The sequence below is a fragment of the Parabacteroides vesiculifaciens genome (assembly GCF_049860805.1).
GTDB lineage: Bacteria > Bacteroidota > Bacteroidia > Bacteroidales > Tannerellaceae > Parabacteroides.
In genome coordinates this window covers 3,953,456-3,969,766 of record NZ_CP187555.1, presented here as the reverse complement: position 1 = coordinate 3,969,766, position 16,311 = coordinate 3,953,456, and the positions used below count along the sequence as shown (strand labels likewise).

Genomic DNA, 16,311 nt, shown 5'->3' with positions numbered 1-16,311 from the left:
TCATAAATCATCATGACCCTAAAACAATTCATATCCCTCTTGCCCCGCCTGGTTAAATATAACCTGAAGATCATCTTTGCCGGGAAATTCATCTGGTTCCTCTTGGCGGCATTCCTTTTCTTTGCCTATTTCATGTTCCAGAGCGCCTGGAACCGGTCGGAGATCAACGAAGGCCTGATCTATAATCTCCTGATGTTCCCCTGCGTCCTGCTGGTGTTCTATCCTGCCGTGTTCGGCATCCAGAACGATGAGGACAGCCGGATCTTAGAAATCCTTTTCGGCATCCCCAACTATAAATATAAGGTATGGGGCGTCCGCCTGCTGATGATCTATGTGGCGATCTTCGCGATCCTGATCGTCTTCTCCTGGTTAGCCACGCTCTTGCTTTATCCCGTCAATCCCCTCGAGATGTCGGCGCAGCTGATGTTTCCGATCCTCTTTTTCGGGAACCTCGCCTTTATGTTCTCCACCATCACCCGCAGCGGCAACGGGACTGCCGTCCTGATGATTATCATCGGCCTTGCCCTGCTGATCTTCAGCAATACGCCCCTGATCGAGCGTTCCTTCTGGAACATCCTTCTCAATCCCTTCTCCATTCCCCGCAACTTCCTGCCGGTCATCTGGGAAGGCATCATCATCAAAAGCCGCATCTTCCTCTTAGCCGCCAGCATCATTTGGATGCTGATCGGCCTCCTGAACTTGCAGAAGAGGGAGAAGTTTGTCTGACTTTACCGCACCCTGCACCGTACCCTAAGGGATATCCTCAAATAGAGGTCGATCCCGTGGCGGAACAGGCGGGAGACTATTTTTCGGAAAAGGGGCAATAACAGTTGGAATTTCTTCATCCGGCATAGGTTTAAAGTGAAACAAAAAGTTAAGCAACGCGATAATAAATTCAAGGATCCGTTTGATCTTTTTCATAAGACATTGTGTGTGTTGATTATTGAATAAGGATATTTAAACCGGTAAATGATGATTTACCGGTATATTTAAGGTGTCGCTGTAGGGGCGGGTTCTAAACCCGCCCGATTGCAACATGTATATTTGTCGATATCGGGCAGGTTTAGAACCTGCCCCTACGGAACGACAATCATTTCGACAACGATGTCATTCCATCACACCCATAAATCATCATTTTCACCCCACCATCGCCACAATCGCCCGTACCGTCTTTTCGATCTCTATCAAGCTGCGGCGGTATGTCTCGCGGTTGTCGCCGTTCACCTCGCTGATGTAGCGGCTGTAAGCGATCTCGTGGGCGTAGGCGGAAGGGTTGTCGCTCTTGCTCCAGGCCGTGCGGTAGTTGTCCCGTATGAGGCGGGCGAAGTCGAGGAAAGAGTTTTCGCGGCTGCCATACTGCCGGAAATCCAGTTCGTAGCGCGATGTGCGGACGGGATATTTCTGCCCGTGCCAATAGGCGTTGCTGCACCCGTAGGCCGTCAGTCCGAAGAAGTTACGCGCCCGTAACGCCAGCTCGCTCGTGCCCCATCCGCTTTCGAAAGCACCCTGTGCTAAAATCACGGACGGATTCATGTTGAAAGCCGCCCCTGCCGCTATCGCTGCCGGCAGGGAAGCCTTGACGAAGGAAATCTGCTGCGCCGTCATAAGCCTACAGTTCTCCCGGGCGCTCCTCTTCGCCCGAACCGCCGCCTTCCGAAGAGGCCGCATCTTTCCCGATACGTTCGTAGTTCACTTTGCCGAGGGTGTCTTTCAGCAACGCACCCGGACGGAAGATGATCCGCGCCTTGCGTATCAAGTTCGTTTTGAACTCCTCGGTCGTCGCGACTCCCTTGCTGCCGGTGTTGATCTGGAAATTGCCCAACTCCCCGAACTGCACGATCTCCCCGCGCAACAACGCGTTCTTCATCACCGAGAGCGCCCCGTCCATCACCACCAGCACATCCCCGCGCGAGGCTGTCGAGATAGCAGATACCGATTCGCACAGGTCGTCGAAGCTGAACGTCCCGTTGTTGTTCACCGAAGCATAATACTTCTTGTCGCCCTCTGCCGCACCTTTGGAGAGGTCCTTGCGTAAAACTAATTTGTACTTGATTGACATAATCGTTGAAATTTAAAGGTTAAAAACTGTTTTTTCGTCGGTCTGTATATCAAAGATACGACACGTCCCTTCCCGTCTGACGCCCTTCTCCGCCCTGCTGTTCCCTTCTCCGTCTTTTTGCGTCGAAAACAGTTAAAACAAGCTATAAGCGGTCATACGCAAGATAACCTGCATTCATTGGAAAGCCGGGGGTGGGGGTCGACCGATTTTCTATAATAATAAGTCAATTAAATCATTGTCATTCAAATAATTATGCCTACATTTACAGCGTTAAATAAAACGCTAAATAACATGGAAAACGAAGCAAATTATTCCAAAGTATGGGCCGTTTACGAACTCGCCCTCTGCTATTTTCCCGGCTCGTCGCCCAAGTCGGCCACCGACAAACTGTCCCGCTGGATACGCCTGAGCGGTGACTTGAAGGACAAGCTCCTGGCATTGGACTGGCATCCCGGCAAGAAACTATTCACGCCCAAGCAGGCGATGTGCATCATCGAACACTTAGGTGAACCTTAAAATTCAAGCATTATGCAAGAAGAAAAACAGAAAAGCACGGCAGGCGGGGAATCCCGTTTCTGCTATTATGAGAACCTGTTCCAACTGACTACGGGGAAGACCCTGTCGCTCAGTGAAGTGTATGAACTTGTCAAAGGCCCCGCCTTGCGCCACATCACCGGCGAGATACGGCGTGCCATTGCCGAAGGCAATCCCGCGAAGGCGAAGGCGCTGAAAATGCAGCTCCCCGCCATTGCCGTCTCCTGCCTCTTTCCCGGCGAACGGCGTACGGAGGAGGCCGGCGACTACTTAAGCAGCCTGTTAGTCGATTTCGACCACCTCACCTGCCCTCCGGCCGAGCTGCTCGAACGTTGCCGCGCCTACCCTTTTGTCGCCTTCGCCCATGTCAGCGCAAGCGGAGACGGCCTGCACCTGATGGTCCGTGTCGATACAGGCCACGAAAGCCATGCTGTCGCCTGCGACGTCGTCCATCAGTTTTTTGAAACCGAGTTCGGCCACCCGGTCGACCATACCTGCACCGACTTCACCCGCACCGCGCTCCTGTGCCATGACCCTGAGGCCTATGTGAATACGCAGGCAACCGCGTATGCAGTTGAAAGTGGAAAGGTGAAAGTTGAAAGTGGGAAAAGCGGCAAAAAACTTTCAACTTTCAACTCTCAACTTTCAACTGATAGCGGCGACTGCCTTCGCCGCTATCTCGACGTTGCCGACCTTTCCTTAGCCTGGGTGAAAGGACAACGGCATGCGAACTTGGTGAGCTTGGCTTTCACGCTGAACCGGGCCGGGTTCGACGAGCAGGCGGTGGTACGGGAATGCATCGCCCGCTATGTGCAGCCGGATTTCGGCGACAAAGAGGTGTCGAAAGTGATCGCTTCGGCCTACGCCAAAGGGCGCGCCGAGCATGGATGCAACCGCAAGGAATTCACTTTCGGAGCATCTGTCCGAAGCCCGGAAAAGGAGGTCTCATCCGCACATTCCGCATGTTCCGCACTATACACTCCTCCGCTGGAGGAAAATACAGATATAGGATTGGAATACAAACGGTTGGAAAAAGCGAAAGAGATGGCTCAATGTTTCCCGGATGCGGTTTACGAACATCTCCCTCCGTTCTTCAAAGAAATGTTCACCGAAGGGCTGACCGAGGTCGAACGTTCGGTCGCGCTCGTCGGCAGCCTCGGCATCTTTTCGGCAGCCATGCCCAACGTGAGCGGCTCCTACCAGAATGCCCTCTGCGAACCGCCTCTTTACTGCTGCGTCGCGGGTGCCGCCTCCTCAGGGAAGGGGATGATCAATAAGATACACAAAGTCTTTCATGTCTACGCCGAAGGCATCCGACGCGAATCGGCTAAAGAAGTGAAAGTTTATAACAATAAAATGAAACAATACAATTTTGACATGCTTAAAGTATTAAAATCAAAAGGCGAACTGTCCGACGAACCGGAATGTGTACGCCAAAAAGGAATCGAACTGGCCGGCAACATCTCCCGTCCGCGTATGATCGAACAGTTGGCCGACAACGGCCACTATGCCTCTCTGATGTGTGAAACCGAGATAGACGTGCTCAACAACTCGATGGAGCAGGACCACGGACAGTATCACGACCTCCTGAACCAGATCTTCCAACACGAACAGGTCAGCAAGGACACGAAGCAGGACAAATACTATTCCAGCACTTTCCCCCGCATGGCGCTCGTCTTCAGCGGCACCGAAGGACAGGTGACACGCCTGATCCACTCTACCGAAGACGGCCTCTTCAGCCGCCTCCTCTGCTTCTACATCTCCGGACAGAGCCAATGGAAACCGCTGACCGATGCCGACGATACGCCTCGGCGCGGAAACTACTACTACGACCTCGGCCACTCGCTCCAGGAGATCGCCCTCTTCCTCGACCAGCATCCCACCTGGGTGAGCTACACCGAAAGCCAGCGTGCCTATATGAACGAAGTCTTCCCCCTCGAACTGGAACGCCTACGTGCCTTCGGTGAGGGCGACAAGACGGCTATCCTCTTCCGCCTGGGTATGATCCACTTCCGTATCTGTATGATCTTTACCGGCCTCCGCAAAGGCGAACGACGTCTCAACGAAAAGAATATAAAGATCAGCGACGAAGATTTCTATACCGCGATCCAGATCATTTTCCACTGTCTCAACCATTCCCTCGTGCTCAGCACGCTCTTGAAAAAAGACGAAGTGCTCAAGCCGATTTCGAACCCGATCATCAGCGAACAGTTATTTTCGGAACTGGGTGAGAATTTTAACACTTGCGAAGCCATAGAAAAGGGTCATCTCCTCGGAATGGAAAAAAGAACGGTCGAATCGGCCCTCACACGCTGGTGCAAAAAGGGCCTGATCGTGCGGATCACGAAAGGAAAATATATGCGTAACAAGCTGAAAAACAGATAAAACCTCCAGCGGAAAAGTGTATAGTGCGGAACGTGCGGAATGTGCGGAAACTCTCCTCCGAAAACGTCGTTTTGTAAAAATACATTTGGAAAACTCCCGGCAGGTTTTTGGGGAAAAATGTAAGTGTTTTTGATAAAATACTACTCTATTTTAACAACTATGTCCTATTGGTAGATCAAAAATCTACTAAAAAAATGACTAAAAAAAACGATCGTTTTTTTTAGTCATCCAAATGACGGTATTTTTTTCTATTCCACCAAATTATTTTGAAATAAAAACTCTTTAAAATTCAAGATCTGCAATTATTTTTTTTCAAAAATCTCTCCAAACCCGCAACCAGCCTAAAAATGACTAAAAAAAACGATCGTTTTCGATCGTCAAAGTACATAAAATCACACCTGTTAACTACTTTTAGATGTAAATATTTGTATAGGGTAAGTTAATAAAGCGATTAAAGTAAAAATGAAAAATGTCATTTTAATGGACTTATTATTAATACTTTAATTATAAAATTATGAAGAGAAGATTACTTATGTTGTTATCGTTTTTTATGACGATAACGAGTGTAGGGTGGATGCAGGCACAAGACACTGGTGATGGTTACACCCAGACTGGTGATGGTAATTACACGGTGACTACTGCCAAGGGGTTACAAAACGTGTTGACAGAATTAAACTCAGGAAGTTCGCAGGCTGCTACGATTGTTTTGGGGGCAGATTTGAACATTTCTGATGAGGGGCTTAATTTTATGGGGCCTAAAAATTCGGTGTGGCAAGGTATGTTCTATCTGAACGTCACCGGTGGTAAATTTACATCTTTAACAATTGATGGAGGAAACCATAAAATAACCGGTGTAAATACGACGAATACCGTAGGGGGAAGTTTTGATGCAACTAAAAATTATGTATTCTATTTTGACGGTTACGGTAGTGTTCCTGTAACATTCAAGAATCTGACTGTTACGAATACGAATATTTTAGCTTTCAATCTTTATAATCTGAATAATTTGACATTCGAGAACGTTGCTTTGAATGGCAATGCCGAAGGTGGTTTGCACCTGAACTCATCTCAGTTGACAGCAAAGAGCTTTACCACTGATGGTAATGGAAAATTTGCTGTTAAATTGTCTCGCCAAGTAGAGAATATGCCGAAGTTCACGTTGGTTAGCGGTACGATAGGAGAGACTGATGTTCCTCAGATTGCTTACTACGACAGACATGCTTATTCGGAGTGGAGTCAGAATCCGGAAAGTTCTGTAGCTGAAATAATTGCTTCTGTCGTAATACCGACAGGCGAAAAATGGTTCCGTTCTTTGCAACAGGCTACCTTGCATACTTCAAACAATAGTGCATTGGCGTATGTTTGGACAAAAGATCAGTCATCAGAAAGCATAACAACAGCCGCCCAACTTGATTCTACGATCAATTTAGGCTTTGCTACAATTACTGATATTTCTTTGGCGGCCGGTACTTATGAATTGAGCCGACAACTTAAAATCGACAGGCCTCTTGCTCTTCATGGAGTACCTACAACCAGTCCGGAATATGTTCCTACGACGATTTTAAAAGCAAAGGCAGATGCTACTTGGCCTGAAAAAGCTAATTTAATAACAATCTCCGGTGAGACGGCTAATGACATTGTTACTCTGACCGACCTCCAGATAGAAGGTTCTAAAGCAGCCGGTATCAACGCCCAGTCACCGATGAAGACTGTTTTGGATATTGTGGTATTAAAAAATAATGCAACAGCAGGTCTGTTGGTTCATTCTACTGTGGATGCTCGGAGATTGAAAACGGAAGGCAATACCTGGGGTGGTGTGAATATAGACGAAGGAACTCCAGCGTATTCTCCCTCCTTTACATTTGACGCCAATTCCACATTTGCCGAACAATCCAAAATTTGGTCTGAATTGAAGGATTCGGAATCAGTAGTGGTTGCTCCGGCTGATTGGCATTCTTATCTTGGCGTGCAGGGTGCAAGTACTGAAGAAATGCGCTATTGGACGAACTCGAAATTGACGGTAGAATTCTATCAGAACTTCCCAAGTAAACCTGCTAATTGGAATGCTGGATATACATTTGTTTATGCGAATGGTCAGCCGATCACTATTGAAAAAGGTTCAAAGGACGGTCTGGTTAAAATCAGTGTAGATAATACGAACGATGTTTTGGAAGTGGAAACCAGTAAGAAGCCGGTTGTTTTCGGTGGTAGCAAGAATGCAACGGTTTCATCTTCCAAGATTACGATGAAGAGTGGAAAAATAATGAATCTGTTCGGTGGTGGATATGGTGAGAGCAATGGTTCCACTGCTGCTGCAACGGCCAAACCCGCAGGTGTAACAGGCAATACTGTTATTAATGTTGTCGGAGGTGAAGCTCACAATATAATGGGTGGTGGTTTATATTATTCCAAGTCTAATACTGTGAATATTACAATCAGTAAAGTTACGATGGATGCTGGTGCTTGGGTTATGTGTGGCGGTATGGAAAGCGGTCTGACAACGGCTGGTAAGTATCCGGCATTTGATAAATGCACGAATACGGTCAACGAGGGTACTCTTACCATTACAGGTGGTACATTCTGCTATGTATCTATTGGTGGAGCAGACGGTTGGGGTGGCTATGTGAAAAAAGCAACAGCTACTATAAGCGGAACTACGGATTCTGCAACTTCTTTGGTCGGTATTTTCGGTAATGGCTCGAACGGCGGTTCGGATGAGGTTATCGGGACATTGACCGGATGTACGTTTACAAGTATGGAAAAAAATTATACTACCGAAATTGCCAGTATTAATCGCGGGCACGTGAAGAATGTTACATTGAACTTTAATAAATGTACATTCCCGGAAAACGTTACTGCTTATATCGGTGGAACAGTAAACTGGAAAAAAGATTATGCTTCCTCCGGTGCTGAAGTTGTTTCTCCCGGTACGATTTCATTCTCTTTTAATGAATGTACGAAGACCCCGACATTGGGTTTAAGCGATGGCTTGGAAAATGCAAATGTTACCGTAGAAGGTGCTCCGGTTAAGGTCGCTTCTTTTAATAATGGTAAGGATGCTGCCAAGACGGCTTTTACGATTGCGGAAGGTAAAACTTGGAACTTGAATGGAGGATTGGAATATGCAACAGAATCAGGAGCAACCCTGACAAATAATGGTACTTTAAACGTTGTAGCATCTACTTCGGCCAGACTGGCTGCCGCTTTATCCGCTAAAGCGAACCGGATTAACTTGGAGGCAGTTGACTACTCACTTGCCTCTAATCTGGAAATTACGAATCCAATCACCTTGATAGGAACAGTAGGAACGGATAATGCAATTACTACTATTACACAGGCAACACAAGCCGGATCGGCAACAGCAGGTGATAATCTGGTTACCATTAAGAGTACAAAAAATGTCTCATTGGAAAATATCAAGATCACTCAATCTGATAATTATGGTTTGCATGTGTTCGGTTCTGACAGTGTGAAACTGACGAATGTAACTTTGTCTGGTAACAAAGCAGGTGGCCTTTTGGTGAACGGTTCAACTGTGACAGCCGATAAGTTGACTACTTCTGACAACGCTTGGGGTGGTATCGAAGTCGGTAAAGGTAGTGGAGTCACTGCTGAACCTAAACTGACTATCTCTAACAGCACATTAAAAGAAACATCTCAAATCTGGGCTGATACCGATCCAAGCAAAGAAGGTAGCGAAAAGATTGCTGAATGGGTAGCCGGTACAGGCTGGAATATGTTTGTAGAAAAACTTTCCGGTAAGGATAACGAACAAACTTTCTGGTCACAAAAGACAAAAATCCAGATTAATGTGACGAAGAGTACGTTCTTCTATGATGGAGAGGTAAAGAATGTCACTTATACGGTAACGCCGGAAGATGTAAAAGATGTTACAGTTACATATAAGACTATTGCAAAAAATCCGGTGGAAGTGAAAGCCGATACCATTAAGCACGTAGGCTCTTACTATGTAATCTTTACTCGTGATGCAGATGCAACTTATCTGGCATTGAATGATACCGTAACGATGTCTATCAATGCAAAGGGTGTTCCTGTTATTAAGGGTAACTTGCCTACACCGACTTCTGTCGAAGCCGGACAACCTTTGTCTATGTCCTTCCTGGAAGGTGGCAAAGCTGTGGTTGGCGAAACTGAAGTATTAGGTTCGTTCTCTTGGGCAGATGCCAACATGATCATGCAAGAAGGTGAGAACAAGTGTGCAGTAGTCTTTACTCCTGCTAATTTGGCTGAAATGGAAGTAGCTGTAGATACGATTGTGATCAATGCAAAACGTTACTTTACCGTAACGACTGGCGTCAGTGCAAACGGAAAGGCGGTGATTGCCAACAAATCGACTTCCGACCGCTATGCAAGAGGTACTCAATTAAACTTTACGATCACTCCGGAAACAGGATATGAATTTACCGGTTGGAATGAGAAAACAGATCATAAGGAAACTTCTTATACGGTAGGGCAGGATACGAGCTTCGTAGCCGGATTTACGAAGAAGAAATTTACGGTTACTGTAACTGCTCCTGAAAACAGCAATACGTTGACAGTAAAATATAAGGATGCGAGTGGCACTGATCAGACTGTTTCTTCTTCGGCTACATTGGAGTACGGAACTATCCTGACAGTTACGGCAGCTGCCGCTGAAAGTTATAATGCAGAAGCGATCGTTGCAACCGGTTCTACCTTGAGCAAGGGACAAATCTTCTTAGATGCAAACACTACTATTTCCGCAACGTTTGTTGCTAAGCCTGAAACACCCAAGAAGGTTACCGTTACTACTCCGGAAGGTGGTACAATCCGCTTGACCGACAAAGAGGCAGGTAAGGAAATCGTTGCCGGAAGCTCTGTTAAAAGTGGTACGACAATCATTATCGAACGTACACCGAATAAGGGTTACAAATTAACGGATGCTACTCAGGCAAGAACCGAACTGACTGTTAATAGCGATGTGACTGTTTCAGCTTCTTTCGAAAAAGAAGTTTATGCAATCACAAAGAAAACAGGAACCGGTTATACCTTGACTGTTGATAAGACAACAGGTAATTATGGTGATCAGGTTCAGGTCGGCTATCAGGTAAATGCCGGTTACAAAGCCGTAGCCCTGATGGTTAATGCGAAGGAAGTTCCGAACAACAGTACATTCACATTGACTGAAAACACGACCGTCCAGGCTATTGTAAAAGAAAAAGCAAAGGTTACTGTCAATACGGATAAACAGTCTTACGTTTATAATAGCTATAACCAGGCATTCGTAGTGAAAACGACTCCTGCAGGTCTGGACAGCGTTTCTGTCTCTTACACAAAGAACGGAACGACAGTCTCTACCCCGATTGATGCCGGTACATATACCGTACACATCAACCGTCCGGAAGACGAAAACTTCCAGGCGTTGAATGCTACAGCTACTTTGAAGATCACACCGGCTCCGATCGTGATTACGGCTCGTCCGAGTGCAGCTGATGGAACAGGTGGTGTAGCTTCTGTAGCCGGCGCATGGTCATCAGGTAAGAAACCGGATGCAATCCAGCCGATGACAAAGGCGTTGAAGTCTACTTCTGATGTTGCAATCTTTACCCCGACCAGCAGCAACTATGCAGTAGGCTATTGTACTCCGGGTAGTTTAATGGATATGAAGGTGTCTATTGAGCCGACTGTTGGTGGTACAATCACGGTTTGGGATGGTAACTTGCAAATTGCAGATAATGGCGGTGGAGGAGCCAATGCGTTGAAGAATACAGAACTTCTTGCTATCGCAACTCCGGCAGAAGGTTACAAGTTTAGCGGATGGACAAGTGGTATAAGTAATACGACCGATGCTTCTGCTACGGTTACACCTAATGAAAACATCACTTTTGCTGCTACATTTGTTGAGAAAGCAACATTAAGTCCTTCTGTTACGGAAAATGCTTCTGCTGTATACGACGGAACAGCTAAAGGTGGAAATCTGACAATTAAATCGGGTGATGTTAAAACCGGTTGGTCATACAGCTTCCAGCAGGATGGTATAACAGTTGTCCCTGTAAATGCAGGTACGTATGATGTAGTGGTGACACGTGCTGCCGATGATAACAACAAGGCTTGCCGTGCAGTCCTTTCTGGTGCATTTGAAATCACAAAAGCAACTCCGACCGTAACAACAAAACCTATTGCAACTGTTGTGAAAGGTGCAATGTTACATAGTGCGGAAGTAACAGGAGGAGCAGCTTCTACGGATGGTACATTTGTTTGGAAAAGTACCAATGAAGCGGTCAGTGCTGATGCAACGGATAAAGTGATGACATTTGTTCCTTCCGATAAGGATAATTTCTCAGAAGTAGAAGTATCAGCAGTAACAGTTAAGACGACAGATCTTCAGGTTATCTCCTTCGTTCAGCCTGAAAATGGAACGATTGTTGTTAAACGTGGCGAAACTGTATTGGCTTCCGGTGATCCGATCGCCAGTGGTGACAAGCTGGTTATCTCTGTACAACCTGCTTCCGGTTATGAACTGGCTACTTTGACTGTTGGTGGAGCAGCCTTTACAAATGGTGCAACATATGAAGTTTCCGGTGATGCAACAGTAAATGTTGTTGCAACAGTGAAGAAGATTCAAGGTGGCGGCGGCTCTACAACTGTATCTGTAGAAAGCGTATCTCTTGATAAGACCGCTTTGACCCTTGAAGTCAACGGAACTTATACATTGACAGCTACTATCAACCCGTCGAATGCGGACGATCAGAGCGTGACTTGGACAAGCAGTGACGTCACTGTTGCAACGGTAGATGCAGACGGTGTGGTGAAAGCCATCAAAGCAGGTAAAGCAACGATCACCGTAACGACCACGGATGGGAATAAGAAGGCTACTTGCGAAGTGACGGTTACCACTGCCACAGGTCTTGAAGAAGCCCTTGCTAATACCGAAGTGTTTGGAAGAAAGGGAAATATTTATGTGAACCCGCTGCAGCCGCTGCAGGTGACTGTTGTAAACATGATCGGTAAGATCGTTTACAATGCCCGTATCAGTGGCAATACGCAAATACCGGTAACAAAAGGCATTTACATTGTGAAATTAACCAATGCCGGCAATACGAATGTTACTAAGGTAAGTGTATACTAATCCCCTCTATACAGAGTCTTTTAGTATTGGATAAGAAAAAGGGCGTCCGCGAGGATGCCCTTTTTCATTTCTTCCTATTCCCTGATGTGTTGCAATTCTACCTCTGTTCACGCGTATTCCGTATTTTTGCATATATTTCCGACCTAAATTATGTTAATGAATGAGTTTTCGATGCTATATCATCCGTGATTCCGTATTTTTGCATATATTTCCGACCTAAATTATGTTAACATGAAGAATGAAAGAAATAATATAACAAAACTGATAATGAGCCGGATTGCCCAAAGTAAACCGGGCTCATTATTTTTCATCAGTGATTTTGCAGATTTAAACAACGATGAAATGGTAGGAAAGATACTATCCCAATCCGAGAAATTAGAAAAAGTAATCAGGCTCTCGAACGGAATATATTTTAAACCCGAATACAGTAGATTTGGCATAATATATCCGTCTACGGAAAAGATTGTTGAAGCAATAGCAGAGAGGGATAAAGCTCAAATATTACCGACAGGCAGTACGGCCATGAATATTTTGGGATTATCCACCCAGATTCCAATGAATCCAGTATACATAACGAACGGATCGGCCAGAACCATTAATATAGGAAAGAGAAAAATTACATTTCGCAGAAGTGTACCTAAGAACTTTGCCTATAAGGGGGAAATTATGCCCCTACTCGTACAGGCTCTCAAAAGCATAGGCAAAGAAAATGTAACAGAACAAAATATGCAAGCTATTCGGAGTTTGTTACAGGAACACTCGGAGCCAGAGACTATCCTGCATGATTTACAATTGGCTCCTCTTTGGATAAAGAAATTATTATTACCAATTATAAAAACAAAGATAAATATATCATGAGCACTTGGTATAAAAATACAAAAGAAGACAAGAAGGCACTTTTGCAGCTTACTTCCGATCAGGAAGGCATCAACTTGGTTGCTGTTGAAAAAGATTGGTGGGTAACCATAACCTTAAAAGCATTGTTCCAAACATCATGTGCCGGCAGCTTACTCTTTAAGGGAGGAACCTCTTTGAGCAAAGGTTGGAATTTAATCAGCCGTTTTAGCGAGGACATTGATTTAGCCATAGATCATAGTTTCTTCAATATAGATAAAACCAACAAAAGCCAAATAGAAAAACTCCGAAAACTCTCACGCAGATATGTGCATGAAATCTTATCCAAAGAATTGGCTGAACAGCTGGAGGCGATGGGAATAGCCGGTTACACCATTAAAAACATTACTACTGTACAAACAGAAGATGGCGAGAAACCGATTGACAGCGATAAGGATCCTACCGAGATTCATTTAAACTACACGAGTGTTATCGACACTAAAATAGCATATATACCACCTCGCGTAAAAATAGAGATAAGCTGTCTGTCAATGGATGAACCTTGTGAAATGAAGGAAATTACCTCGCTTATTTACAATCATTATCCGGACGAAGACAATGAAACCCAATCTAATATAAAAACAGTACTGCCTTCACGTACTTTCTTAGAAAAGGCTTTTCTCCTCAATGAGGAATTTCAAAAAGAAAAACCTCGCCATTTGCGAATGAGCCGACATCTTTATGACTTGGAAAAATTAATGGATACGGATTATGGCAAAGCTGCGCTTTCCAACGCACAGCTTTACGAGGAGATAGTGAAGCATCGATTCGTGTATTATGCCACAAAATATATAGATTACCAAAAACATCATCCTTCAACAATCTGTTTCTGCCCGCCAGAAGAAAGGAGAAAAGAATGGAGTAACGATTATGATGAAATGAGAAACAGTTTTATTTATGGGGAAACATTATCTTTCGATGAACTAATGGAAAGGATGAAAGAACTTCAGGAGAGGTTCAAACAAATAAGAACAAAAGATAACTTGCTCCAATAATTCAAAATTAAGGAACAACCTCTATTTGAAACTATTAGAAGGAGGGAAAAGAGGCGTGTCAAAACTCCGTTTTGTCATGGTGGACTTGATCAGCCAGCTCATACTATACATTGATTATCAGTGTAGGATGCGATCCCGGATCAAGTCCGGGATGACGTGGTCGTGAATTTTGATACACCTCCTTCCATATTAAGTATGATTATTATATCTCATCCGGCCACGGGCATTCCTTCCCTGTCGCCTTGAAAGACGGGCGTTGGGCATCTACCTTGCGGAGGTGGTCGCCGAGTTCCCGGGAGAGGCGTCGGACGATTTCGGGGTGGCGGGCGCTAAGGTCGTTCTTTTCGCCGATATCGTCGGAGATGTTGAACAACTCTTTCTTGCCGGTACCGTAATAGTAAATCAGTTTCCAGTCGCCATTGCGGACAGCACAGTTGAAGTTGATGCCCGGACCGTCGTTACCCCAGTTGTTTGGCATATTCCAGAAGAGGGAACGTCCTTTGGAAGGATCGCCCGTACCGGTGAGCAGAGGGACGAAACTGATGCCGTCGATAGGTTGTACCGTCTCATAGTTCTTCACTCCGGCCATTTCCAGGATAGTCGGGTAGAAGTCTTCTATCAGCAGATAGTTGTCGCACCGGGTATCGGGTTTGGCTACGCCCGGCCAACTGACGATCATCGGTTCGCGGATGCCCCCTTCGCAAAGGGAACCTTTGCCGCTCAGCAGCGGGTAGTTCTGCGTATGCAACGGGCCGTCTCTCCAGGACGATTCGGAGGCAAGGCCGCCGTTGTCACTCATGAAGAGGATGATCGTATTGTCTGCCTCCCCGTTCTTCTCTAACCAGTCCATCAGGTCGCCCAGGCTCTTGTCCATTCCTTCGATCAGGGTGGCGTAGGCAGCTTCATGGTCTGTCATTCCCTTCTTCTTGTATTTCTCGTAGAAACGCATATCCTTATTCAGCGGGATATGGATGGCGTAGTGGGACATATAGAGATAGAACGGCTGGTTGTATTTCTTCGCCTTGTCTAATGCCTTGATCGCTTCGAGCGTCAGGGCTTCGGTGGCGAAAGTCTCCGTGCCCCAATACTTTTCGAGGCCGGGGATGGACATCAGTGAAGTCGGTTTGCCGTCTTTTGTATGGCCGTAATTCTCTTCACCTAAGTAACTTGCCAGTCCACCGGCGGCATGGCCGGCGATGTTGACTTCGAATCCCCAGTGATGCGGGTCTTCACCCGGAGTGTCGATCGCGCCGAAATGGGCCTTCCCGCAGTGGATCGTATGGTATCCGCTGTTCTTCAGGAGTTGGACGAAAGAGGTTCCGACGAAGGTATTTGCGGTTCCCGGAACCTGGCTGACGCCGTTATAGTTCCAGTCCGGTATGTCGAGCAGGCTGTCTTTGCGGTCGGTCGTCTTGTCTTTCTGGAGCGTCCAGTTGGTGACGCGGTGGCGGGCGGCATTCGTCCCGGTGATCAGGCTGCAACGGGACGGGGAACTGATACTGCTGGCATACGCCTGCGTGAACATGACTCCCTGGCGGGCGAGGCGTTCCATATTAGGCGTCTCGTACATTTCGTTGTAATGCGTCTTTTCTGTCCAGAAGGGCAGGGAAGTATCTTCCCATCCCATATCGTCAACCATAAAGAGGATGATGTTCGGCCGTTTGGCAGGCTGGTCGGCAGCCTGTACGTTTCCTGCCTGGAAAGCGGGAAGAACGGCCAGAGGCAACAAGATTCGTTTGTCCATCTTTTTTGTGTTTTTCGGTTTATATTCCTGTGTGAGTTGCTTGTATGACAAAGATACGCTTTGCAGAAGAAAAGGAAGAGTGTTCAGTTTTCTTTAGTAAATATTTGCGTTTGAATGGTTGTTTGTTGAATTATTGCTAAATATAGTAGTCTAACTATTAATCATAGTTGTATTGTCGCACTTTGTAGTTATCTTTGGACATTCACCTGTAAACAAGCATGGAATATGAAGAAACTGACTCCTAAAGAAGAAGACATACTGAGTTATTTCTGGACGAACGGCCCCTTGTTCATTCGCGAACTGTTGGAATTGCAGGAGGAACCTAAGCCTCACTACAACACGCTTTCCACAATTGTGCGCGTGCTCGAAGAGAAAGGCTATATCGGATATCGCCCGTATGGGAATACCTACCAGTATTATGCATTGGTCTCGGAAGAAGAATACCGTAACAAGACGCTGAAAAACGTGGTAAGCCGCTATTTCGGCGATTCCTATACTCGCGTTGTTTCTTCGTTGATAGACCGTGACGAGCTGTCGGTCGAGGAACTGGAAGAATTGCTGCAGCAGATCAAGAACCGTAAAGACAAATGAT

11 protein-coding genes are annotated in these 16,311 nt (G+C 46.0%); 7 read left to right on the top strand and 4 right to left on the bottom strand.

What is annotated here, in order from left to right; all coding sequences use genetic code 11:
• Positions 1–12: 12 nt before the first annotated feature.
• The gene (locus ACPYIV_RS15890) at positions 13–726 is read left to right on the top strand and encodes a hypothetical protein (protein ID WP_293733147.1); all 714 of its coding nucleotides are present in this window, start codon (positions 13–15) and stop codon (positions 724–726) included.
• A 24-nt stretch (positions 727–750) separates the two neighbouring features.
• On the opposite strand, the gene ACPYIV_RS15885 is transcribed toward ACPYIV_RS15890, so the two are convergent.
• The 3 genes from ACPYIV_RS15885 to ACPYIV_RS15875 form a co-directional block, all read right to left on the bottom strand.
• The gene (locus ACPYIV_RS15885; protein ID WP_293733146.1) at positions 751–921 is read right to left on the bottom strand and encodes a hypothetical protein; all 171 of its coding nucleotides are present in this window, start codon (positions 919–921) and stop codon (positions 751–753) included.
• A 216-nt stretch (positions 922–1,137) separates the two neighbouring features.
• Positions 1,138–1,605, bottom strand: a complete 468-nt coding sequence (locus ACPYIV_RS15880; protein WP_425883972.1) for a glucosaminidase domain-containing protein — start codon at positions 1,603–1,605, stop codon at positions 1,138–1,140.
• A gap of 4 nt (positions 1,606–1,609) precedes the next feature.
• Positions 1,610–2,059 (bottom strand): HU family DNA-binding protein, encoded by a 450-nt coding sequence (locus ACPYIV_RS15875; protein WP_425883970.1) that lies wholly within the window; start codon positions 2,057–2,059, stop codon positions 1,610–1,612.
• Between the two features lie 291 nt (positions 2,060–2,350).
• Between ACPYIV_RS15875 and ACPYIV_RS15870 the strand changes: the two genes are divergently transcribed.
• The 5 genes from ACPYIV_RS15870 to ACPYIV_RS15850 all read left to right on the top strand — a co-directional run bounded on the left by ACPYIV_RS15870 (position 2,351) and on the right by ACPYIV_RS15850 (position 13,975).
• Positions 2,351–2,575, top strand: a complete 225-nt coding sequence (locus ACPYIV_RS15870) for a DUF4248 domain-containing protein (RefSeq protein ID WP_293733143.1) — start codon at positions 2,351–2,353, stop codon at positions 2,573–2,575.
• Between the two features lie 12 nt (positions 2,576–2,587).
• The gene (locus ACPYIV_RS15865) at positions 2,588–4,978 is read left to right on the top strand and encodes a DUF3987 domain-containing protein (protein ID WP_425883968.1); all 2,391 of its coding nucleotides are present in this window, start codon (positions 2,588–2,590) and stop codon (positions 4,976–4,978) included.
• A 514-nt stretch (positions 4,979–5,492) separates the two neighbouring features.
• A complete protein-coding gene (locus ACPYIV_RS15860; RefSeq protein ID WP_425883966.1) occupies positions 5,493–12,086 on the top strand; it encodes an Ig-like domain-containing protein in 6,594 nt (2,197 codons plus the stop codon).
• Between the two features lie 231 nt (positions 12,087–12,317).
• The gene (locus tag ACPYIV_RS15855; RefSeq protein ID WP_293738782.1) at positions 12,318–12,944 is read left to right on the top strand and encodes a DUF6088 family protein; all 627 of its coding nucleotides are present in this window, start codon (positions 12,318–12,320) and stop codon (positions 12,942–12,944) included.
• Positions 12,941–13,975 (top strand): nucleotidyl transferase AbiEii/AbiGii toxin family protein, encoded by a 1,035-nt coding sequence (locus tag ACPYIV_RS15850; RefSeq protein ID WP_293738880.1) that lies wholly within the window; start codon positions 12,941–12,943, stop codon positions 13,973–13,975. The genes ACPYIV_RS15855 and ACPYIV_RS15850 overlap by 4 nt, the downstream gene beginning before the upstream one ends.
• Positions 13,976–14,177: 202 nt before the next feature.
• Here ACPYIV_RS15850 and ACPYIV_RS15845 read toward each other — a convergent pair whose 3' ends face one another.
• On the bottom strand, positions 14,178–15,719 hold the full coding sequence (locus ACPYIV_RS15845; RefSeq protein ID WP_425883964.1) for a sulfatase: 1,542 nt from the start codon (positions 15,717–15,719) through the stop codon (positions 14,178–14,180).
• Positions 15,720–15,944: 225 nt separating this feature from the next.
• Between ACPYIV_RS15845 and ACPYIV_RS15840 the strand changes: the two genes are divergently transcribed.
• Positions 15,945–16,310 carry a BlaI/MecI/CopY family transcriptional regulator gene (locus tag ACPYIV_RS15840; RefSeq protein WP_299361750.1) on the top strand — a complete coding sequence of 122 codons (366 nt, stop codon included), beginning with the start codon at positions 15,945–15,947 and terminating at the stop codon, positions 16,308–16,310.
• Position 16,311 lies beyond the last annotated feature (1 nt).